We start from the raw sequence: 23,579 nt of genomic DNA, 5'->3' as shown, positions 1-23,579 counted from the left end.
GCCTGGTCCGACGTTGGCCATTTCCGGATAGGACGCGCGGCGCGCCTTTTTGTTCCGCTTGAGTTTGTCTCGCTCGCCCGCGGCTGGCGTTGGCGTGGCGTCGCCATCGTCGCGAAAGCGTTTCAGGCGGCAAGGACGCGCGCCGAGGCTATCCCCACGAAAACGACAAGTTCGCCGCGCTCGTCCCTGACGATAATGCTCTCGCCCGCTTCAGGGTCGGTCTGCCGCGCGATTTCTCCGATCGCCTGCCAGGCGTCGGCGACGTCCTCGCAATCCATGGTGCGTTTGAAGACGGTGGCGCCGTCGATCTTACGCAGCAGAAAACTATAGCGCGCCATTGACGAACTCAATTTTGTTCGTGGAAGATCGGGTTGTGCGGCCGGAAACCAGGGCCAGCTAGAGGGCGCTGCCGACCCAGCCGGATGCGCTCATGCACGCATGGCGCGCGCTTGGCTTGGCCATTGCCTGTGGGATCTTGACGCCCGGCGCCGGTTTCAAACCGTCTTTATATTGGCGTTCGCGCGCAGGTGGGAAGGCCGCATCCCGCGTCGCCCGGCTGTTGAAAGCCTCGGATGGGGTTGCATTCAAAACGCCTTCCGCAATCGCCGAAACGATGGCGCGGGGTTTCCGGGCTTGGTCGATCATCGCCTGAACGAGATTTCCCGCGCTGTTCGCCACCGCTCCCCGAAGCGGGCTTTGGGCGAGATTTTGAAACGCGTGCAACATTCTGTCCTCCCCCGTTTCAACCGCCCGGACGACGCGCCGTCGTTCTGTTTGCGCTTTGGCGCCGTCGCGGTCAGGTAAGTTAATAAAGAAAGTCACGTTCTGAGCAATCCGTAGAATCCGCTACGCATTATTACGACGCCGTACCGCTGACTAGATCGTTTTGACTTAAACGTCTGCCGCATTGAAAGCTTACGTTTGAAGGCGGGCGAAAGAAATTCTCCTTCGGCGGGGTTCGCGGCATCCGTGGGAACTCCGGTGTAACCAGCAGGGTGTCGTTGAAATATCGAGTGGCGGTGTCCCGCCATGTCGGCGCGCACAAATGAAAACGCTTGCAGCTCCAGCTCAGCAGGCCGTTTTTTCATGTGACCGTAAAATTACGTAAACTGTTTGCATTGCACCAAGTGAGGCGGCCGTGCGATAACCTTGACGATGCAAGCTGTCGGTGGAACATGGTTTCGAGACGAAAATTTATCCTTACTTTTACTGCGATGTATAGCGTAGCTAGTAAAATAGGTTAGAGTTAAAATAAAAATCACTAGCTGGTCAGGCCATGTGAAAAATATCTTTGCATCGGGGCTTGGATTGTTGTTGGGGGGGAGTAAGATGAAACACATAGACATTTCGGATGGAATGGGTAGGGATTCTGTCGGTCGTTCATTAAACACGATCAGGAACGCCCATTTTCGCTTGCATTATTTAGGAGACGGATCGGCTACGCCCGCGGCTTTGGTGCGGCGGATCCAGCTCTGCAATGTTCTGCTCAGCGAAATCTCTGGAATTCGTAGGCGGCTCGAAAAGGACGTCAAGATTGGGCGGTCAAGCCCGTGCGGCGCCGCGCCCGATCGTTTCCGCCGGCCTCATTGAGGGGCCGGCTTTTTAGCTGCGCTTTCCGCCTGTCTTCTCGCCGGCCAGCGAGTCTTCTGCTCCCTCGATTTTGAACTCTTCGATCCTGTGACCCGCCTTCAGCGCCGCGGCAAGCCACCGCGGATGCTTGCCCCGTCCCGACCATGTCTCGTTTGGTGCTGCGGGATTGCGATATTTCGGCTTTACCTTCGGATATTTACGCGGCGCCGCCATGCCGGTCGCGCCGCCGATATCGCCACGCCTCTGGCTGAGTTGGGCGAGGCGCCTTTCCAGCTGAACCTTTTCGGTCTTGATCTTCTCGACCAGGACCTTCGTGAGCTCTTCGTGTAAAATCCAGAGTTCTTCGAAGTCCATTGTCTCGAGATCCTGTCTGCGCATCGTGCTCTCGCGATTTTCCGACAGGTTACGCCAACATTCGGCGCGGAAACGCCGCGGCGCCGCATCCACTCCGCGAGCGCCCGCCGGTATTGGACGCCGAGTTTCGGTTGATTGTCGAACGCCTTCGTCTTTGCGCAGTCTCTAATGACCGTACTGCGCAAAGACGCGCGGTGTTCGCGTTTCTGCCACATGACCGAAATTGTTTCCCGAACGGAACGCTTCAACTGTGTGCGGTAAGCCAATTTCAATCGTGGGGATTTATAAAACGACATTTAATTTATTATGTCAAGAGTTAATTATTAAATTGCCAGGCGGGAATTAATAAATAAATAACAGACCTGCATCCTGCTGATTTGCCGGCTTCGGTTTCGGCGTCGCGGCTGCGGGCGGCTCTGTCCGGCGAAGCGGCCGTGTGACGCGCCAGGCCCTGCGTTCCAGGCTTCAGCGGGCGTCGAAGGGCGACCGCTTGTCCGGCGGTTTGTCCGGCGGGGCGGCGAATCTCCGGCGTTCGGCATGTTTCTTGCTTATTATTTTTCTGATTGCGGGCTGGGGCGCCTGCCCACTCGGCGCGCGCCCATGGCAGCGCCGAATTCGATAAATTTTATCTAGTTTAATCAAAGAGATTCGGAATCCTCAGGATAACCTGCGAAATTCTGCGCCATATGTGCCTTTGTCGTCCGGCCGGACCAAAAGGCCGCTCGGGACGGTTTCGCTCCGGATTTTCGGTCATATTTCCGTCACTTGATCGCCTGTTTGGCATAACCTGCGGAAAATACCTAGTTGGCGCTTGTGGAGATCATCGATCCGACGATATAATTGGAGATCATAAAATGTCGATTCGCAAGCGGCGTTATGGCGGGAAACCGGCGCTATGGTTGGGAACAAAGTCGATTTTAATTCAATGACCGTGGACGAGCTATGGTCGCTCCACGAGGAAGTCAGCGCGATTCTGTCGGCGCGGATTTTGGAGGAGAAGCGCGAGCTGGAGAAGCGTCTCGCAATCCTCAGCCGCGGCGCGGACATGGTCGTCAATGGTACCCCGCCGCGTTTCGCGCCGGAGGCGAAGCCGCGCCGGAAATATCCGAAGGTCGTGCCTCAATATCGCAATCCCGAGACGTTCGAAACATGGTCGGGGCGCGGCAAGCGGCCGCGCTGGGTCGTCCTCGCCATGGCGTCGGGCCATGACATCGAAGATTTCCGCATCAAGGACCCGGGCGACCTGAAATTCAATCCGGCTTCGCCGGCGCCGCCCGACGGCTCCATCGAGCGGAGCGCTTGATTCAAAACGCATTGCGGCCGCGCAGCAGCTCGAATGGAGTCTTCAGCAGAATGACCATGTCCAGCCGCAGGCTCCAATTATCGACATACCACAGGTCGTATTCGACCCGCCGTTCTACCGCCGCGGCGTTCGGGGTTGGTCCGCGGCAACCGTGTATCTGCGCCCAGCCGGTCAGGCCGGGTTTGACGCGACGCCGGAAGGCGTAATTGCGTACGAGCTTGTCGAACTCATTGTCATGCGCAAGGGCGTGAGGGCGCGGTCCGACGAGGCACATGCTGCCGCCGATCACGTTGAACAATTGCGGCAACTCGTCGATGCTGGTCCGGCGCAGCCATTTTCCGACGCGGGTCACCCTTTGATCGTCCTGACGCGCCTGAACCACAGTCGGGCCGTCTTCGAGCACCGACATGGTCCGGAATTTCCGGATGGTGAAGCTACGGCCGTTGAAGCCGCAACGCTGTTGCCGGAAAAGAACCGGTCCCGGCGAATCCAGCTTGATCGCGATCGCCGCGGCGACCAGCAAGGGCGCGAGCAGAACCAGCGCGAGCCCGGCGCCGATGAGATCGAGGGCGCGTTTTGCCGCATGTTCGGCTTCGGCGAGTGGGCTGGGCTGAAGCTCGACGCATAGGGCGCCGCCGAGGTCGCGGGTCGGACGCCTGAAAAAGTCCGCGGGGGCGCCAATGGGAACAAACAGGATGGGGAGTGGCAGAACCCTCAGATCTCCCAGGAAAGAGCGCAATTGACGCCAGCTCTTGGGATCCGCGTCGATGACAATTTCTTCGACGTCGGACCCCTGGACATAGTCGATCACCCGGGCGCTGAACCGTTTCCGTTCGCCTGAGCCGGCGTCCGGCGGCGGCAAAACGAAGCTCTGCGCCACCGAAAAGCCAAGGGTTGCAAGCGTCTGATCGGAATCGACCGCTGATCGCTTTGGCTGGTCGGTGAGCAGGAGGGCCTTGTGGCCGGCGAACCTGCGACCGCCGATCCCGATCGCGAGCAGGCGCTTGGCGAGGATGCGGACCGCGGTCAGCATGAAGAGGCTGAGGGCGGCGAACAGGCCGGCGCCGCGAGGCATATGGCCGCCGATATCGGATGCTGCGACGACGGCGGCGAGCAGGATGAAGACCGACGCCCAGGCGAGAGCGACGGCGCGCAGCTGATTGCGGAGCGCGAGGAGTTCGGCCGGGCGATATTTGTCGCGAATTTGCTGCAGCGAAACGAAAAGCGCCGAGACCAGAATGGTCGATCCGAGCGCTTTGCCAAAATCGACGACGCCGCTTTCGATCGGTGCGGCCAGAGCGGCCAGAACGCTCGCGACGAGGATCGCGGCGACATCGGCCAAGGCGACCAGCGGCGCGACCGCCTGATGCCGAATCGGCCATTTCCGCCGTTTACGCGGGTGCGGAGCGTCGCGTGGCGCGGCGCTTTCCGCGCGCGCAGCGACGATCATGCGATTATGAGCGTTCATCGTCGAAACCGATGGCGTGCGGTTGCTGATTTAAATAATTAACCAGAGCGGATTTAATTAATCAAGCGTTAAATTTTAACATTTAATTGAAGCGCGATATAAGCGGCGCCGGCGAATCGGGAATGGCCTCACGCGGCGCGGCTGCGCCCAAGCCCAAGCCCAAGCCCAAACCCAAACCCAAACCCAAGCCAGTCTTTCAGTCGGAAAGACAGGATAAGATTGATCAGCGAAGCGGGCGGAAGGAATGGAAGGGCCATCCGGATTTATCCGGGCGCGATCGAGAACCCCGCCATTCATGGGGCAGGCGGCAAAATTTAAATTAGCGGATATAATTCCGAAAATCGCGGACAGCGATGTGTGATTTCGCCTCATCGGCGAAGGCCAGTTCCTCGTCTTTGCCGACGAGGAACTGGTCGCTTATTGGGCTGCGGGGTTCACCGTGACGGACGTGGTGTTGATCGGCGTCCCGACGTTGCTGATGGTGGTCGGCGTGAAGCCATGGATGGCGGCGTTCAGCGTGTAGCCATTCGTCGCATAGATGACCGGATCGTTCACCGTGGCCAGGATAGTCCGCACGAAGGTCAGGAATTTGGTGGCTTCGACAGAGGTTGCGTTGGAGCTGTAGAGCACGTCCTTGTTGCGCATCGGGAAATTCTGGGCGAGGAAATAGCCCGATGAATCGCGCAGATTGACGTTGTAGATCACAGGAATGATCTTGCTGTCGAACCTGTTGACGTTCACGCCCAAGCGACGCGCGACCTCCCGGGTTTCGCCGCGATAGATGAAGACCGAGGAGGGATCGGCCACCGCGTCGTTGAGGCCGCCCTGCTTGGCGAGCGCTTCGGCGAGCGACAGGCGCCAGGCGTCGAACTTGAACTGGCCCTGGTTTCCGGCGGCGCCGAAGGCGACGAAGGTCTGCGGCTGAGCGTAAACGAAGATGACGTCGTTCGGCAGCACATAAATATTGTTGGCCGGCTCATACATGAGCGCGCCGAAGGGGACGGCGGCGCGGTGTCCCGACCGTTCGAGCGCGGCCCATACGTCGTAGCCCTGGTTGCCCGGGCCGCCGGCGCGGGCGATGGCGTCGAGTATGCGCTCGCCCGACGGGCTGGCGGGGAACCGCCCGGCGGTCTTCACGTCGCCGAGGACGCTGTAGAGGGAAGTGCGCTGCTCGGCGAGCGCGACCACGACTTGCGGTTCGAGCGCGCGGCCTTTCAGCCGGTCCGTGATTTCGTTCTGGATTTCGGAAGGCGTCAGCCCCTTTGCGCGGATCGCGCCCGCATAAGGGATGGTGATGTCGCCGCGATCGTCAACCGCCTGGTTCGGCACGGTGACATAATTGCCCGCCCTGACGCCGGCGTCGGAGGTGAAGAGACCGCCGGCGGCCGCTTCGAATATGGTCACGCTGACAATGTCGCCGATTCCGAAGCGGAAGGTCTTCGGCGGGGTGCGCGAGGCGAAGGCGGTCGACAGCCTGGGCGTGATCTGCTGCAGGACGTTCACGACTTGCGGCGTCACGGGAATGAGGGCGTAGGGCAGGGCGTTCGTCTGCCCGTTTTGCGAGCCGGCGCCAATATCATGTCCCTGGGGACCGCTGATCGGCATCATCGCGCATCCGGCGCTCGATAGCGCCAGGACGCAGGCAGCGATCTTTGTCCATTTGTGTGAAGCGGAAATCAGCATTGCCCCCAAATTTAATGCAATAGGCGACATAAAATGGCGCCTTGAATCGTTTCGAGCCAGCCAATAATCCACGAAATTCAAATAGTTTGGCGTGTGTTGCGAGATTATCACAGCGTCAGTCGCGCCTCGGCTTCCGGGCGGGGAAAAAGTTCAAGTAAATCAACTGAATCGGCGTCGCGCCGTGGCGCGGACTTACTGAGGTTAACCTGAGGTTAATGCCGCCGTCCTGCCCGCCGCGGTCGCGGGATCGACGCCAAGGGGGCTGGAGCAATTGATTTCGCGCGCCGGACCCGTCCGGACGGCAGCGACAACGCCCCAAGTCAAGCCCGGGCGCGGTTGCGATGGCTCAGTCTCAATCGCCATGTATCCAGCGGCTTCGCCCGGTCACACCCGTTCCGTCGCGCCATATCGGGCGTAATGCCTGTCGCTGTAATAGTCGCTGCGATGGGAATCGTAATGCGTCATCGCCTTGACGTCGGTCTTGTTGAGCACGGCGCCGACGAGGTTTTCATACACGTTCGGGGCATTGTGCAGGGCGTGCTGGACGACATCGACCTTGGTGCGTCCCCATTCGATCACGAGGACGAAACAATCGGTGAAGGACGCCGCCGCGCGGGCGTCCACCAGCGGCGACAGCGGCGGAAGATCGACGATGACATAATCATAGGCCGCCCGAAGCCGATCGAAGAGCTTGTGGGTCGCCTCGGACGCCAGGATTTCGCTGGTGTGAAACGGGGGGTCGCGGCGCCATACCACCGGCAGGAAGGCTAGGTCGGTCGCCCGATCGCGCCAGATCGCCTCCTCGAGCGGCCGCACGCCGCGCAGGACCTCGAGAAGGCCTGTGGTGGCGCCGGGGGCGAGGCTGGCCGAAAGCGAGGGATTTCTCAGGTCGCAGTCGACGGCGATCACGCGGCCGCCGCCATGGGCGATGAGCCGGGCAAGGGAAGCGGCTGTGGTCGTCTTGCCTTCATTGGGCAGGGCCGAGGTGATGCCAATGACCTTGTTGCTGGTCTTGCTCGGACTCAGGTCGATTCCGATCTTGATCGCCCTTATGGCTTCGACGTAGCGCGACAGCGGCGTTGCGACCACCGAGGAGTCGATCGAGGATCGCCTCGGCACGATGCGTTGGCGGCGTTCGGCGTCGAGCAGCGGGATGTCGGCATCGGTGATTTTGGGCGATTTCGGCGCCTGGACGCGCGGCGTCAGGGCAAGGCAGGGCGTTTGCAGCGCCGTCTCGACCTCCGTGGACGTGCGGAAGACGCGATCCATCATCTCCCGCAGCAGTCCCAGCCCAAGGCCGAGCGCGACGCCGCCGAAGGCGCCGAGCGCCAGGATAAGAGCGGATTTCGGTTTGCTTTTGCTGTCCGGCGGCAGGGCTGGGTAGATGACGCGCGCCTCGGAGATCGGGTAGGATTCCTGCTGAACCGCGCCCATATAGCGGTGCTGGAAGGTTTCATAGAGGCTGCGGTAGCCCTTGGCTTTGGCTTCCAGGTCGCGCAGGGCGACTTCCGCCGAATTGGCGCCGCGGGATTTGGATACGGCGTCGTCGAGTTGCTTTTCGATCGATTTCTGCCGCGCTACGGCCACGTCGTAATCGCTTTGGGCGGTCGCGGCGAGTCTGCCGACCTCGTCGCGAATGGAGTTTCGGACGTCGCGCATGCGGGTGCGCAGATTGACCACCGCGACGTGGTTCTTGCCAAACCGCGCGGCCCATTCGCTCTCTCGCCGGTACAGCTCCAGATATTGAGTTCGCAGGCTGTTGATGACGGGGCTGCTCAGCGCGTCGGACACGGCGCCCAGCGCTTCGGTAGTGGAGGCATTCTTTGCATCGGCATGCAAAATCGCCTGATAGCTGTTCAGTCGCGCCAGCGCGTCCGACGCCTGCGCGCGGGTCGCGACCAGGCGGGCGTTCAAATCGGTGATCTGCTGCTCGTCGAGCGGCTTGCCGCCGCTCGACACCATATTGTGACTGACTTTGAAGGCGTCGACGTCGCGCTCGGCGGCGCGCGCCTGATCGCCGAGCCGCTGCAGCCTGTCCTGAAGCCAGGCGGTGGCGCGGCGGTTGGCTTCGAATCTCGAATTCATCTGGTCATTGATGAAAACATTGGCGACCGCATTGGCGACCGCCGCGGCGCGCACGGGGCTGCGGGAACTATAGCTGATGCCGATGATATTGCTGAAGCTCACCCGATTGACCCGGAGTCGGTTCTCGAACGCGGCGATCAGCCCTTCCGGCGGCTCGTCCGCCGCCGTCCTGGGCGGCGTCTGGTCCGGCGGCGCGAACAGGTTGCGAATGCTCCGCCAGATCGAGGAGAGCGAGAGCGGCGCGCTCGTCAGATCGGGGTCTTGCGCGAGATTCATCTGTTTGATGACGGGAATGGCGACCGCCGAGGATCTGACGATCTGAATTTGCGATTCAATCCGGGTGATGTCGAAATCCGGCTCGGCGAGCGGCGATTCCTGTTTGACGTACTGGGCCTTGCGATCGTCCAGCATGACCTGGACCTCAGCCTTGTATGTCGGCGGCGTGATGCGCAGATAAAAAACGGCGAGCGCCAGCGCGAGTGCGGTCGAGACCAGGATCACCGGATATTGGCGCCGGACGAGGCCGAACGCGAAATTGATCATGTCGCCGACGCCGGCCTCGCCGGACGGCGCGGCGGCGGGGCGGCGGTCGCGATTCATCTGCGGCATGTTGCTGTGAAGCATGGGACGCCTTTCTGCCTTCGCCACGACTCTCGTCGGATGTCGCTCAAACACATGTCGGAATCGCCATCTGAGCCTCGACGGATTGAATTTAATCTTTTAATCAAGATAACCAATAAAGCGGACCTTGTCCAAATTAAATAACGTGAAAATGATCGGGCCAGCCGCCGGGGCCGCACGGAGCCGGCGGCTGGCCCGGCGGACCGGTTCGCCCGGCCGCGCCCGGGCAGACGGGGCCGATCCCCGGAGCGGCGCCGATCCGGCTGGGTTGTAAGTGACGATTTACTCTTGGTTTTTGCGGGATTTTCAGCGAGGCGGGACATCTGCTTCTTCCTGAGCCGCCCGGGCGCCCGCTTTCCGGCGCGAGGCGGGAAAAGTCTTTGTATTGAATGTTCTGCCGATGCTCTATTAAAAATAATTGAATGTGAATTGACGAATTAAATTTCGTTGGTTTAAATGCATTATTCCGTTGCGCCCGGACGGGCTTTATAGGGGCTCCGCCATGCCCAATGAAACCGAAAATCTCGCGTTTGCCGCCAACCAATCGCTTGACCAGACCCAGCCGCTTCTGGCGTCGCCGGCGACCACGCCGCCCGCCGCCCCAGTCATCGCGTCCTGGTCGCCCGACTCAGGCGTGGTCGGCGATGGGCTCACCAACGCCAGTCAACTGACGTTCACGGGGACCGCCGCGGATAGCGCCACGGTCAATATCTTTGACGACGCGACCCTGATCGGGACGGTGACGGCGGATGCGACCGGCGCCTGGAGCTTGACCACCCCGGCGCTCCCAGACGGCAGCCAGGTCTTCACGGCCACGGCGACCGACAGCGCGGGCCAGACGAGCGCGGCGTCGAGTCCGCTCAGCGTGATTGTGGACACGACGCCGCCGGCGGCGCCGGTCCTGACGGGCGAGTCGATCGTCAACGTCAACCAGGTGGTGCTGACGGGAACGGCCGAGGCGAACAGCGCGATCAAGATCTATAATGGAACAACCGTAATCGGGACCGGCATAACCGACGCCAAAGGCGCCTTCAGCGTGACCACGGTTCCGCTGCCGGCCGGCTCCTATGATTTCACCGCGACCGCGACCGACGCCGCCGGCAATGTCAGCGCCATGTCGGCGCCGATCGACCCGGTGACGGGGACGCCGAACGCCATCGTCGCGGAGAACCAGCTTGCGGGCACGCCGATGAGCGTCTGGTGGGTCGATCCGGGCCAGGATTCGACCAAGTTGGAAGGCTTCACCACCCAGATGGGGACCAATGTCGGCGGCACAGTCCAGTTCAAGATCGATAACCTGACCGGCAATGGCAGCTACACCATCAGCATTTACCGGTTGGGTTATTACGGCGGCGACGGGGCGCGTCTCGTCACCACTATCAATCATAGCGGCGGCGTCATCGCCCAGCCCGCGGCCCTGACCGATCCCTCGACCGGGCTGGTCGACGCCGGCAACTGGAGCGTCACCGATTCCTGGAATGTGCCGACAACCGCAGTGTCCGGCGTCTATATCGCCAATGTCACCCAAGGGAGCCAGGTCTTCCAGATTCCCTTCATCGTCAGCGACCCCAGCTCGACCAGCGACATCATCTTCCAGACCGCCGACGAAACCTGGCAGGCGTACAATCCCTGGGGCGGCGCCGACCTCTATGCCGGCAACGGTCCTGGCTACAATGGCTCGGCCTATGCGGTCAGCTACAATCGCCCTATCACCACTCGCGACAGCAGCTATCCTGGATTCGGCAGCCTTTATGGCTCGTCCAACGACATGGTGTTCTCGGCCGAGTTTCCGACAATCTACTGGCTCGAACAGAACGGCTACAACGTCAGCTATATTTCTGGTCAACAACTCGCCACCGCTCCTAACGACTCTTTGCTGCTCAATCACAAAGTCTATATGGACAGCGGCCACGACGAATACTGGACAGACCAGCAATATGCGAATGTTCAGGCCGCGGGGCAAGCCGGCGTCAGCCTCATGTTCCTGAGCGGCAACGAAGCCTATTGGCAGACGCGGTTCGCGCCGAGCATCGACGCGACCAGCGACCCCAACCGCACCCTGGTCTCATATAAGGACACTCACGCCAACACCTTGATCGATCCCTCGGGAACGGCGACCAGCACCTTCATGGACGCGCGCTTCGCCTCGACCGGCGGGCTGGCGGGAACGCCGTCCAACGCCCTGACGGGGCAGGTCTTCTCGGTCGATTCCGAGCGTTTCGACACACTCACCATTCCCTATGGCATGACGCAGCTGCGCATCTGGGACAATACCGCCGTCGCCAACACGCAGCCTGGCGGAACCGCCTCGCTCCAACCGGGCATCCTCGGTTACGAATGGGATTCGTCGCCGGACAACGGTTTCCGGCCCGGCGGCCTGGTCAGCCTGTCTTCGACGACGCTGCAGGTCAGCACCCTTCTGCTCGACTATGGCAATACGACCGGGAACGGGACGGCGACCCACAATCTGGTCGAATTCCGCGATCCCGTCAGCGGCGCGCTCGTCTTCAGCACAGGCACCGTGTTCTGGTCGTGGGGTCTGTCCGACCAGCATGACGTCTATCAGGGCACGCTGCAGCCGGTCGACCCCAGCGTTCAGCAGGCGACGGTCAATGTCCTCGCCGATATGGGCGTTCAGCCTCAGACATTGCAGGCGAGTCTCGTGCTGGCGTCGGCTACGACGGACCATACCGCGCCGACCTCGTATATCACCAGTCTCTCGACCACGAGCATTGTCGAGGGAAGCCAGATGACGGTGACTGGAACTGCGACCGACGTCGGCGGCGTGATTGGCGGGGTCGAGGTCTCAACCGACGGAGGGAATACCTGGCATCCCGCCACGAGCAATGTCGGCGCGGCGACCGTGTCGTGGTCCTATACCTTCAAGGCGGGCGCTGCGGGAACTTTCAAGGTGGAAAGCCGCGCTGTCGATGACAGCATCAATCTCGAAACGCCGAGCGACGCGACCTCCTATACGGTCCTGCCCTCGTCCAATCTGTCGATCTTCAGCGCCACGGCGACTCCTGCGGTCGCCAACACGCCCGACAACAGCCCGATCGAGGTTGGGGTCAAGTTCGTGTCCGCGGACGCGGGCATGATCACCGGGATAAGATTTTACAAGGGGTCGCAGAATACCGGAACCCATATCGGCGATCTCTGGTCGTCGAGCGGCCAGTTGCTCGCCAGCGCGACCTTCTCCAATGAGACCTCCAGCGGCTGGCAGCAGGTCAGTTTCGCGTCGCCCGTCGCGATTCAGGCTGGTCAAACCTACATCGCGTCCTATTGGACCAGTTCCGGCTATTATTCGACCACCAATTTCTATTTCGACAATGCCGGCACGACCAATGGCGCCCTGACGGCGACCGGAAGCGGCCTCAATGGCGTCTACGCCTATGGCTCGGGTCCGATCTTCCCCAATAATGTTTCTTTCACCAACAGCGACAATTATTGGGTCGACGTCGTCTTCGACGACACCAATTCGGGGGGGCCGCAGGCCAATAGCGACAGCGGATTCACCGTCACCGAAAACGGCTCGATCTCGATCGCCGCTTCGGCCCTGCTCGCCAATGACACGGACACCAACGGCCTGTCCTTGTCGCTGACCGGCGTGAGCGGGCCGGTGAATGGGACAGTGAGCTATAATTCCCAGACCCAGATGGTCACCTTCACGCCGACCGCAAATTATGCTGGATTGGCGAGCTTCCTTTATACGATCAAGGATACGAGCGGCGCCTCCGCAACGGGCGCGGTGTCGCTCAACGTCACCTATCCCGTTTCGGCCCAGAGCCTGTTCGGCACCAATGTCACGCCGGCCGAGGTCAATTCCAACGACGGCAGTCCCGTCGAACTTGGCGTCAAGTTCACGGCGACGACGAATGGAAAGATCACGGGCATACGCTTCTACAAGGGAACCGCAAACGTCGGCACGCATATCGGCGACCTTTGGAGCTCCTCGGGCCAGTTGCTGGCGACCGCGACCTTTACCAACGAGACGTCGAGCGGCTGGCAGCAGGTGAATTTCTCGACGCCAGTCGCGATCACCGCCGGCACGACCTATGTCGCGGCCTACCATACCAATGGCTATTATTCCGACACCGCGAATTATTTCACGTCGCCGGTGACCAACGGCAATCTGACGGCGCCGACCGCTGGCAATGGCGTCTATGCCTATGGCTCGACCGACATTTTCCCCACCAACACCTATAAGGCCACCAATTACTGGGTCGATGTCGTCTTCAACGGCTCCTCGGGGGGGCTGCCGCCGGTCGCGAACAATGACAGCGGCTTTTCGACGGTCGAGAACACCGCGCTCAACATTGCCGCCTCGGCGCTGCTGGCCAACGACACCGATCCCAACGGCCTGACCCTGTCGATCGCCGGGGTGAGCGGCCCGGTCAATGGAACGGTGAGCTACAATTCCCAGACCCAGACGGTCACCTTCACGCCGACGACGGGCTATACCGGGGCGGCAAACTTCACTTATTCGATCACCGACGCCGACGGCGGAACCGCCTCCGCCAATGTCGCTTTGACGGTGAATGTGGCGCCGCCGCCCGTCGCGAACAATGACAGCGGCTTTTCGACCAATGCGAACACCGCGCTCAGCATTGCCGCTTCCGCGCTGCTGGCAAACGACACCGATCCCAACGGTCTGCCTCTGTCGATCACCGGGGTGAGCAGTCCGGCAAACGGAACGGTGAGCTACAATTCCCAGACGCAGATCGTCACTTTCACGCCGACCAGCAATTACACCGGGCCGGCGAGCTTCACCTATTCGATCACCGACGCCGACGGCGGAACAGCCTCCGCCAATGTCGCTTTGACGGTGGGCAATTCCACCGTGACGACGGAAAACCTGTTCAGTCTGACCTCGACCCCGACATCCGTCACCGTCAACGACCCCAGCGCGGTTGAACTCGGCGTGAAATTCACCGCCGACGCCAATGGCTCGATCACCGGCATCCGCTTCTACAAGGGTCCGTCGAACACCGGGACACATATCGGCGATTTGTGGAGTTCGACGGGAACGCTGCTCGCCAGCGCGACCTTCACCGGCGAGACCGCGAGCGGCTGGCAGCAGGTGAATTTCTCGACGCCGGTCGCGATCACCGCAGGCGTGACCTATGTCGCCGCCTATCACACCAATGTCGGCGAATATTCGGCCAGCGCCAATTATTTCTCATCGAATGTGGTGAGCGGCGACCTCACCGCGCCGGCTTCCGGCAATGGCGTCTATGCCTATGGCGCGACCGACACCTTCCCGACCAGCACCTATAACGCGACCAATTATTGGGTGGATGTCGTTTATACCAAAGTCATTCAACCGCCGCCGGTCGCGAACAATGACAGCGGCTTTTCGACAGTCGAGAACACCGCGCTCAATATTGCCGCCTCCGCGCTGCTGGCCAACGACACCGATCCCAACGGCCTGACTCTGTCCATCGCCGGGGTGAGCAGCCCGGTGAACGGAACGGTGAGCTATAATTCCCAGACACAGACGGTCACCTTCACCCCGACGACCGGCTACACCGGGCCGGCGAACTTCACTTATTCGATCACCGACGCTGGCGGCGGAACCGCCTCCGCCAGTGTCGCGCTGACGGTGAATGCGGCGCCGCCGCCCGTCGCCAATAACGACAGCGGCTTTTCGACCAATCTGAACACCGCGCTCAACATTCCTGCGGCCGCGCTGCTCGCCAACGACACCGATCCCAACGGCCTGCCTCTGTCGATCACCGGGGTGAGCAGTCCGGTGAACGGAACGGTGAGCTATAATTCGCAGACCCAGACGGTCACATTCACGCCGACCAGCAATTACACCGGGCCGGCGAACTTCACTTATTCGATCACCGACGCCGACGGCGGAACGGCCTCCGCCAATGTCGCTTTGACGGTCTCGAATTCCGTAGCGACGGAAAGCCTGTTCGGCACGACCTCGACTCCGGCGACCGTCACCGTCAACGACCCGAACGCCATCGAACTCGGCGTGAAATTCACCGCCGCCGCCAATGGCTCGATCACCGGCATCCGCTTCTACAAGGGCCCGTCGAATACCGGGACCCATATCGCCGATTTGTGGAGTTCGACGGGAACGCTGCTCGCCAGCGCGACCTTCACCGGCGAGACCGCGAGCGGCTGGCAGCAGGTGAATTTCTCGACGCCGGTCGCGATCACCGCCGGCATGACCTATGTCGCCGCCTATCACACCAATGTCGGCGAATATTCGGCCAGCGGCAATTATTTCACGTCGAATGTGGTGAGCGGCGATCTGACCGCGCCGGCTTCCGGCAATGGCGTCTATGCCTATGGCGGAACCGACACATTCCCGACCAGCACCTATAACGCGACCAATTATTGGGTCGATGTCGTTTATACGAAATCCACTGGCGTGCTGGCGCCCGTCGCCAATAATGACAGCGGCTTCGTAACGACCGAGAACACGGCGCTCGCGATCAACGCCTCCCAGTTGCTCGCCAACGACACCGATCCCAACGGCCTGACGCCGTCGATCACCGGGGTGAGCAGCCCGGTGAACGGAACGGTGAGCTATAATTCCCAGACGCAGGTCGTCACCTTCACGCCGACCAGCAATTACGCCGGCGCGGCGAGCTTCACTTATTCGATCACCGACGCCGACGGCGGGACCGCTTCCGCCAATGTCGCGCTGACGGTGAACAATCCGAATACGGCGACCCTTTTCAGCGCAAGCTCGACGCCGTCGATCGTCACCGTCAACGATCCCAACGCGGTCGAACTCGGTGTCAAGTTCACGTCATCGCAGAGTGGCGCGATCAGCGGCATAAGGTTCTACAAGGGGCCGCAAAATACCGGAACCCATGTCGCCGATCTGTGGAGCTCGACCGGGACGCTGCTCGCCACCGCGACCTTCACCAACGAGACCACGAGCGGCTGGCAGGAGGCCGATTTCTCCACGCCGGTCAATATTGCCGCGGGGACGACCTATGTCGCGTCTTACCATACCAATACCGGGGAATATTCGGCCGATCCGAACCTGTTCGCGACCTCGCTTGCCAACGGACCGCTCACGGCGCCGTCGTCATCGAGCAGCGGCGGCAATGGCGTCTATGCCTATGGCGGTTCGAGCCTCTTCCCCACCAACTCGTATAACGCCACGAGCTATGGCGTGGACGTCGTTTTCAAGGCGCAACTGGCGGCATAGGAGATATCGCATGCATGCCGAGATCTACACGGATGGAGTGGACGAAATCACCGTTGGCGGATCGATCGTGCGGGTCGATCTGGTCAGCCTGTCGCCGACCGAGCGCGACGCCAATAACGCGCCCAAGCGCGTGCTCTGCCAGAGGCTGATCTTCTCGGTCGAAGCCTTCGCCAATTCGGTCGAGGTGATGCAGAAGGCGTTGCAGGGCCTCGTGGAAGCCGGCGCGATCCGCCGCGGTGCGCCGACCTTGGCCGCGACGTCCGACATCGCCCCCGGAGAAAACCACCAGGTCACCACAAACAACAGCTCGCGGGCGCCAAATGTCTCAGCCAATTTCCGTTGACGTCCCCAAGCGTCGCCCGAAAAAGTGGTTCTCGGCCTTTCGCAACAACAAGGCCGGGAAAGCCGCAGTCGGGAGCGATCCGGCCGAAGCGCCGCCGGCGCCGGTAGTCGAGGTTGCGGCGCCGCCGGACATCGAAGTCGCGGCGGCTCCGGCGGAAGATTCCGGCGAGGCCGCGCGCACCGGCCTGGAATGTCTATCGCTGATCGCGGGCCGTCACGGTGTCGAACTCTCGGCGGAGCGCCTGCGGCACGCCTATGCCGTCGATGGCGGAGCGCTCGCCGCGACGCAATTGCTGCGCATGGCCAAGGACGCGGGCCTGCGCGCGCGCAGCGCGCGGCTCGACTGGAAAGTCCTGCTCCGGCTCGGGGAAGCCTATCCCGCGCTGCTTCGCCTCGACAACGGCAATTGGATCGTGGTTCTCGGACCCGGAGAGGCGCCCGATGGCGGCGAGGCGGTCGTCGTGTTCGATCCGCTCGCGGATCGCCGCTACGAGCCTCTCGTGGTCGAAAAGGAACTGTTTTGCGCCCGGTGGTCCGGCGACGCGATCCTCATGAAACGCGAATCGCGCCTGGCTGACGGAAGGCCGGCCTTCGGCCTGCGCTGGTTCGTTCCCGAGCTTCTGCGCCAATGGCGGCTGTTCATCGACGTCGCCGTCGCCGCGATCCTGCTCTATGCGCTTGGCCTCGCTTTGCCGATCTTCTTCCAACTCGTCATCGACAAGGTGCTGGTGCACGAGAGCTTCACGACCCTTTACGTGCTTGCGGCGGGCGCCGCGGCGGCGCTCTCGTTCGAAGCTGTATTCACCTTCCTGCGGCGCTATCTTCTGCTCTACGCCACCAACAAGGTCGATATCCGCGTCGCGACCCAGACCTTCGGCCATCTGCTTGGGCTTCCTGTCTCCTTCTTCGAGCATATTTCGGCCGGCGTGCTGGTGAAGCACATGCAGCAGGCGGCGCGGATCCGGGAGTTTCTGACCGGGCGGCTGTTCCTGACCACGCTCGACGCGCTTTCGCTCGTCGTCTTCATTCCCGTCCTGCTGCTCTACAGCGTCAAGCTCACTTTCGTCGTGCTGGCCTTTACCGCGTTGAGCGCCTTGGTGGTCATGACGCTGATGGGGCCGTTCCGGCGCCGCCTCGCCGATCTCTATCAGGCGGAAGGCGCGCGCCAGGCGCTGCTCGTCGAGACCGTCCACGGCATGCGCACGGTCAAGTCATTGGCCATGGAGCCTATGCAGGGCCGCAGATGGGACGAGCGTTGCGCCCAGGCGGTGACCATGCGCTTCGGCGTCGAGAAGATTTCGGCGGGCGCCCAGGCGCTGACCGGTTTTCTGGAAAAAATCATGACGCTCGGGATCATCACGCTGGGCGCATTCGACGTGTTCAACGGCGTGATGACCATTGGCGCCCTGGTCGCCTTCAACATGCTGGCCGGGCGGGTTTCGGGACCGCTGGTGCAGATGGTCGCCATGGTCCACGAATATCAGGAAGTCGCCCTGGCGGTGAAGATGCTTGGCGAGGTGATGAATCAGAAGCCCGAGCGCGAGGGCAAAAGCGAAGGCCTGCGGCCGGAAATCGCGGGCGGGATCGAATTCGAGAATGTCTCCTTCCGCTACGGCCCGGAGGGCGCGCCGGCGCTGGACGACGTCTCGTTTTCGGTCGAGCCCGGCTCGATCTTCGGGATCGTCGGCCGCAGCGGCTCCGGCAAGACGACGCTGACGCGCCTGATCTCGGGCATTTACGCGGCGCAGCAGGGGGTGCTGCGGATCGACGGCGCCGATTCCCGCGAGATCGATCTCGCGCATCTGCGCAACAGCCTCGGCGTCGTGCTGCAGGACAATTTTCTGTTTCGCGGCACGGTGCGCGAGAACATCGCCTGCGTGAAGCGCGACGCGACTTTCGCCGAGGTCGCGCACGCCGCGCGATTGGCGGGCGCCGACGAATTCATCGAGCGTCTGCCGCGCGGCTTCGACACCATGCTTGAAGAGGACGGCTCGAATCTTTCGGGCGGACAGAAGCAGCGCCTCGCCATCGCGCGGGCGCTCGTCGTCGATCCGCGCATTCTCATCCTCGACGAGGCGACGAGCGCGCTGGATTCGGAAAGCGAGCTGATCATCCGCCGCAACCTCCGCCGGATCGCGGCGGGACGGACGGTGATCATCGTGTCGCACCGGCTGTCGATGCTCGCCGACTCCAACCAGATCCTGGTGATCGACCGCGGCCGGATCGTCGACGTCGACTCCCATGACCGGCTGCTGTCGAAATGCACGATCTACCGGCATTTGTGGAACCAGCAGATGAGGCACGTCGCATGAGCGCAACCGACGAGACGCGGGCCGAGACGAAATCCGCGCCGGCGGCGCGCGGGCCGGCGGAGCGGCGCCGTCGGGCGCGGCCGGCGCCGCGACGGCCGGCTTTGGTCACGGAATTTCAGTCCGACGCCATAGAGATCGAGCACCGGCCGCCGCCGCGCCTCGCCCGCCTGACGCTCTATGCGGTCGTCGCTCTGATCGCGACGGCGATCGGCTGGGCGTCGGTTTCCCACGTCGACATGATCGTCGTCGCGCAGGGCAAGCTCATCACCACCCGGCCGAATCTCGTGGTCCAGCCGCTCGAAACCTCCGTGATCCGCGACATTCGCGTCAGGGTCGGCGACCGGGTCCGTCGCGGCGATGTGCTGGCGACTCTCGACCCGACCTTCTCCCAGGCCGATCAGGATCTTTTGCGCAACCGGGTGGCGGCGTTCGACGCCACGATCGACCGGCTGCGGGCGGAGCTGAACGGCAAGGTTTATGTCATTACGGACCCCGCCAATTCCGACGAGATTCTCCAGCGCAAAATCTTCCTGCAGCGCAAGAGCGCCTACGACGCCCAGATCGAGGATGACGACGCGCAGATCGCCTCCGCTCAGGCCAATCTCAAGACCGCTCGTGACGAGGAGGCGGTGCTGGTTCAGCGGCTCGACACCACCCGGTCGATCGAGACCATGCGCACCACGCTGATGAACAAGGAGATCGGGTCGAAGCTGAACTTCCTGCTGTCGCGTGACGCCCGCCTCGAAGTGGAGAGCAATCTGGCGCGGATTCGCGGCAATATCGCCGACGACTCGCATCGCGTCGACAAGGCGCGCGCGGATCGAAAAGTCTTCGCCGAGGAATTTCTGCGCAAGGCCTATGAGGAGCTTGTCGACACGCTGACCAAGCGCAACAGCGCGGCGGAAGATCTCAAGAAGGCGGAGTTGCGTCGCAAGCTGATCGTGCTTCAGGCGCCGGCCGACGCCACCGTTCTGCAGATCGCCGACCGGACGGTCGGCTCGGTGGCGCGCGAAGCGGAGACTCTCTTCGTTCTCGTGCCTCGCGACGCGACGCTGCAGGCCGAAGTGAATGTCCAGGGAAGAGACATCGGCCAGGTGTCGGTCGGCCAATCGGCGCGGATCAAGTTCGAGGCCTTCCCGTTCCAGAAATATGGAACGGCCGCGGGAGAGGTCAGAGTCATCAGCGAGGACGCCTTTTCGCCGGACCCGAAAGCCGAAACGGGGCGCCGTGACGCCGCGCCCTATTATCGCGTCCTGATCGACCTGAAGGATACGCGTCTGCGGGCGCCGGAGGGACGCGCGCCACTGCTTCCGGGCATGGCGGTGACCGCCGAGATGAAGGTCGGTCGCCGCAGCGTGATTTCCTATTTCCTCTATCCGCTCATGCGTGGACTGGACGAGAGCATCCGCGAATATTGACCAGCCAGGGTGGGAAAATGATGACGATCAACACGCTCGCCGACGCGGCTCCTCCGGCCGCCGCCAACAGGAACGAGCCGGTCCGCAATTCGCCGCTCGTAAATTTCGCCTTGCGCGGCCTCGAACATTGCTGGCTTCCCGAGCACGGGCGCTGGTCGCATATATATCACCTCGACGGCCGCGCCTCGCCGAACGAATCCCTGCCGCACAGCGACGTCTTCTACACGCTCAACGTTCTGCTCGGCATGTCGCGGGTCGCCGAAATTCCTGAAGGTCTCGACCTGCGCGAGATTTTCGATCGCAATGCGCGCGAGCTGACCCGCCTGCCGGTGCGCAAATACGCTTTCGGCATGGCGCTTTGGGCCAGCGCCGAACTGGGCTTCGCCATCCCCGACGATGTCGCGCGCGCGGTCAGGGCGATTCTCGAGGACAGCGACGCCTGGCGGGATTTTCATGCGCAGGATCTCGGCATGCTGCTGACAGGCGTCGTGGCGCAAACACGCGCCGGCCGCGACGAATGGCGTCCATACGCCCAGCCTTTGTTCCGGTTCCTGCAGGATCGCTACCATGGCGGCGCGGGCCTGTTCTTCGACACGCCCTATGGGTTGCGGCGGCGCTTTGCGTCTTTCGCGACCCAGATCTATCTGGCGATCGCCTGCTATCAATATGGCGATCTCACGGGCGACGTTCCGGCGATCGCAATGGCGTCGGCCTGCGCCGGGAAATTGATCGCGCTTCAGGGGCCCCAGGGCGAGTGGCCCTGGTTCTTCGACGCGGCGAGCGGCCGCGTGCTGGACTTTTACGAGGTCTATTCGGTGCATCAATACGGCATGGCGCCGGCGCTGCTCGAATGGGGCGAGCGTTATGGCGTTCCCGGCGCGCGCGAGGCGCTGATCCGCGGCTTCCAATGGGTCTTCGGCCGCAACCAGCTCGGGCGCTCCATGCTGCTGCGGGAAAGCGGCCTGAGCATACGCTCGCAGATCCGCAAGGACGAACTTCAAAACAAGACGCCGCGCATGCTGCGCGCTGTCGGCAATATGCTTCTTGGACGCTCTTCGGGCCTGATCGACAGCGCCGGCGTCGGCCTTCGCCTCGAATGCCGCAGCTATGAACTCGGTTGGATCCTGTGGTCGTTCGGGCGCCGCAACGATCTGCCGCAACTCACCGACCATGGCCTGTTCCAGTCGGCGCAGGCGCAAACAAGCGCCGCTTAGCGCTTAGAGAATGATTTCCGAAAAGCGGTCGCCCGCTTTCGGACAAAAATCCTGCTGAAACAAAGAAATCTAAGCACGAAGTCGTTGGTGGGCCAACGACTTCATGCTCAGCGGTTCCAGGCCATCGCCCGCTCGCCGCGCAGCAGGGAGAGCATGGTCGCAGCGCGATGGGAGCGGACCGCAGTCATCACCGCGATCGCGCGCCAGCGCGCGGACAGGCCCGAAATCCGGTCGCTTGCGAGCACGGTGAAGGCGGCGGCGATGGGGGAGGCGAGAACGAGCAGGGCCCGGCCGGTCCAGCGTAGGCGCCAATGGGGCTCGCCTTCGGCCATGCGCCGATAATGCAGGATCTGCCGATCCCATTTGACGTAAAGCTCTTCAAGCGAGCCGCGGGCGGGATGATAGACCACCATTTCGGGAATATAGCGGAAATGCAGCCCGGCGGCGCGGGCGCGCCGCCCCCATTCCATATCCTCGGCGACCTCGATGCCGTCGAACGGCCCGACCGCGTGGAAATCGCTGCGCCAGGCCGCCAGATTCCCGGTGCCGGCATAGCCGTGCTTTTCGATATAGAGCTTGAAGCGGTAGGCGAACACGCTCTCATAGGCCTCGATCGCATTGAGCCGGGCGCCGGAACGCCAGATTCTGACGTCGCCGCCGAGCACGACGCCGGGCCCGGAGACGGCGAGCGCGGCCTGGATGCTGCGCAGCCAGTTCGGGTCCGCACGGCAATCGGCGTCGATGAAGGCGAAGACGTCGCCACGCGCCTCCGCCGCGCCCCTGTTGCGCGCGGGGCCGGGACCGGGGCGGCTTTCCTGAAGCAGGCGCGCGTTGGGATGGCGCGCGATGACCTCGACCGGGAGCGCCCGCGAGCCGTTGTCGACGACAATGACCTCGAACAGGCCAGGGTCGAGGGTCTGGGCGTCGAGGCTGGCGAGGCAGTGCTCGAGCCCCTCCGGTTGATTGAGATGCGGAATAATCACGGAAATCATGATATTATTTAATCTCCGATTATTTTTTCGGCGACTGCGCTTGACATAAAAACACGAATGGCCGCAATCCCCAAGCGTGACCGCCGGAATCTCCCCGGAATTTTAAAGCGCAAATTAAATCCGCTTGCAATTAAATAGAGTTTGATTATTGTCTTTTTTATTCATTTAATTGCGCATGCGGCGCCGGCGCGGCGAAGCAGCGCGATGAAGAATGGGGGGGCCGATGCGTTATTCGTTCCTGGGTTGTCCCATCGACGCGCTGTCCATGGCGGAGACGGTCGAAGTCGCGCGAGGCGCGATGCGCAGCCGGCGGCGCGTTCAGCATGTGGCGCTCAATGTCGCCAAGCTGGTCAATATGCGTTCCGATCCGGTGCTCGCCGCCGACGTCGCCAACAGCGACGTCGTCGGGATCGACGGCATGGGAATCGTCTGGGGCGCCCGCGCCTTGGGCCTGCCGGTCACGTCCCGCGTCGCGGGCGTCGATCTCCTCGGCGAACTTCTCGCCATCTGCGCCTGGGAAGGGTTCAAGCCTTTTTTTCTCGGCGCCAGGCCGGAAGTGCTTCAGGGCGCCGCCGAGCGCGTCCGCGAACTTTATCCCGCCATTCGTTTCGCCGGACTGCGGGACGGCTATTTCACCCGCGAGCAAGAGCCTGAGGTCGTCCGCGCGATCCGCGAAAGCGGCGCCGACTGCCTGTTCATCGGCATGCCCACGCCCCGCAAGGAGCGCTTCCTCGCCGCCCATCGCGACGAACTCGCAACGCCCTTCATCATGGGCGTCGGCGGATCCTTTGATGTTCTCGCCGGGGCGGTGCAGAGGGCGCCCGAGCGCATGCAGCGGTTCGGCCTCGAATGGCTCTACCGGGTCTACCAGGAGCCGCGCCGCATGTGGTGGCGCTACGCCAGGACCAATGCGCTCTATGCCGGAATTCTGACGACGGCGCTGGTCCGCCAGGGCCTGGGGGGCGCGGTCGGGCCGGGCGGGTTCGCGCCGCCCGCCGGCCGGGTGGGAGGCTGACG

14 protein-coding genes are annotated in these 23,579 nt (G+C 62.4%); 7 read left to right on the top strand and 7 right to left on the bottom strand.

The features are described from left to right. Positions 1-122 precede the first annotated feature (122 nt). The 3 genes from K2U94_RS16865 to K2U94_RS16855 all read right to left on the bottom strand — a co-directional run bounded on the left by K2U94_RS16865 (position 123) and on the right by K2U94_RS16855 (position 1,968). Positions 123-338, bottom strand: a complete 216-nt coding sequence (locus tag K2U94_RS16865) for a hypothetical protein (protein ID WP_243068317.1) — start codon at positions 336-338, stop codon at positions 123-125. A 58-nt stretch (positions 339-396) separates the two neighbouring features. Next, entirely contained in the window at positions 397-822 is a 426-nt protein-coding gene (locus tag K2U94_RS16860) for a hypothetical protein (protein WP_243068316.1), read from the bottom strand. A gap of 780 nt (positions 823-1,602) precedes the next feature. Beyond that, positions 1,603-1,968: an H-NS histone family protein gene (locus tag K2U94_RS16855; RefSeq protein WP_243068903.1), complete on the bottom strand. Its 366-nt coding sequence runs from the start codon at positions 1,966-1,968 to the stop codon at positions 1,603-1,605. A gap of 871 nt (positions 1,969-2,839) precedes the next feature. Between K2U94_RS16855 and K2U94_RS16850 the strand changes: the two genes are divergently transcribed. Further along, positions 2,840-3,247 carry an H-NS histone family protein gene (locus K2U94_RS16850; RefSeq protein ID WP_243068315.1) on the top strand — a complete coding sequence of 136 codons (408 nt, stop codon included), beginning with the start codon at positions 2,840-2,842 and terminating at the stop codon, positions 3,245-3,247. A 1-nt stretch (position 3,248) separates the two neighbouring features. Here K2U94_RS16850 and K2U94_RS16845 read toward each other — a convergent pair whose 3' ends face one another. The 3 genes from K2U94_RS16845 to K2U94_RS16835 all read right to left on the bottom strand — a co-directional run bounded on the left by K2U94_RS16845 (position 3,249) and on the right by K2U94_RS16835 (position 9,107). After that, entirely contained in the window at positions 3,249-4,715 is a 1,467-nt protein-coding gene (locus tag K2U94_RS16845) for an exopolysaccharide biosynthesis polyprenyl glycosylphosphotransferase (RefSeq protein ID WP_243068314.1), read from the bottom strand. A 417-nt stretch (positions 4,716-5,132) separates the two neighbouring features. After that, complete coding sequence (locus K2U94_RS16840) at positions 5,133-6,323, bottom strand: polysaccharide biosynthesis/export family protein (protein ID WP_243068313.1); 1,191 nt, start codon at positions 6,321-6,323, stop codon at positions 5,133-5,135. A gap of 459 nt (positions 6,324-6,782) precedes the next feature. After that, positions 6,783-9,107 carry a polysaccharide biosynthesis tyrosine autokinase gene (locus tag K2U94_RS16835; RefSeq protein ID WP_243068312.1) on the bottom strand — a complete coding sequence of 775 codons (2,325 nt, stop codon included), beginning with the start codon at positions 9,105-9,107 and terminating at the stop codon, positions 6,783-6,785. A gap of 499 nt (positions 9,108-9,606) precedes the next feature. Between K2U94_RS16835 and K2U94_RS16830 the strand changes: the two genes are divergently transcribed. Genes K2U94_RS16830 through K2U94_RS16810 form a run of 5 tightly spaced genes read left to right on the top strand, consistent with a single transcriptional unit; the run spans position 9,607 to position 21,570 of the window. Continuing rightward, positions 9,607-16,284: a DUF4082 domain-containing protein gene (locus K2U94_RS16830; RefSeq protein WP_243068311.1), complete on the top strand. Its 6,678-nt coding sequence runs from the start codon at positions 9,607-9,609 to the stop codon at positions 16,282-16,284. Between the two features lie 10 nt (positions 16,285-16,294). Then, positions 16,295-16,627, top strand: a complete 333-nt coding sequence (locus tag K2U94_RS16825) for a hypothetical protein (RefSeq protein WP_243068310.1) — start codon at positions 16,295-16,297, stop codon at positions 16,625-16,627. Further along, on the top strand, positions 16,605-18,938 hold the full coding sequence (locus K2U94_RS16820) for a peptidase domain-containing ABC transporter (RefSeq protein ID WP_243068309.1): 2,334 nt from the start codon (positions 16,605-16,607) through the stop codon (positions 18,936-18,938). The genes K2U94_RS16825 and K2U94_RS16820 overlap by 23 nt, the downstream gene beginning before the upstream one ends. Continuing rightward, positions 18,935-20,356: an HlyD family type I secretion periplasmic adaptor subunit gene (locus K2U94_RS16815; RefSeq protein ID WP_243068308.1), complete on the top strand. Its 1,422-nt coding sequence runs from the start codon at positions 18,935-18,937 to the stop codon at positions 20,354-20,356. Before K2U94_RS16820 ends, K2U94_RS16815 begins: the two co-directional genes overlap by 4 nt. Before the next feature lie 20 nt (positions 20,357-20,376). After that, positions 20,377-21,570 carry a hypothetical protein gene (locus tag K2U94_RS16810; protein WP_243068307.1) on the top strand — a complete coding sequence of 398 codons (1,194 nt, stop codon included), beginning with the start codon at positions 20,377-20,379 and terminating at the stop codon, positions 21,568-21,570. A gap of 107 nt (positions 21,571-21,677) precedes the next feature. Here the strand turns inward: K2U94_RS16810 and K2U94_RS16805 are convergent, their stop codons facing one another. Next, complete coding sequence (locus tag K2U94_RS16805; protein ID WP_243068306.1) at positions 21,678-22,562, bottom strand: glycosyltransferase family 2 protein; 885 nt, start codon at positions 22,560-22,562, stop codon at positions 21,678-21,680. 223 nt (positions 22,563-22,785) lie between these two features. On the opposite strand from K2U94_RS16805, the gene K2U94_RS16800 reads away from it, so the two are divergent. Next, a complete protein-coding gene (locus tag K2U94_RS16800) occupies positions 22,786-23,577 on the top strand; it encodes a WecB/TagA/CpsF family glycosyltransferase (protein ID WP_243068305.1) in 792 nt (263 codons plus the stop codon). Positions 23,578-23,579 lie beyond the last annotated feature (2 nt).

Origin of the sequence: Candidatus Rhodoblastus alkanivorans, from assembly GCF_022760755.1 — a bacterium.
Classification (GTDB): Bacteria; Pseudomonadota; Alphaproteobacteria; order Rhizobiales; family Beijerinckiaceae; genus Rhodoblastus; species Rhodoblastus alkanivorans.
Note: the sequence above shows the minus strand (reverse complement) of the source record. Positions and strands in the feature narration are given on the sequence as shown.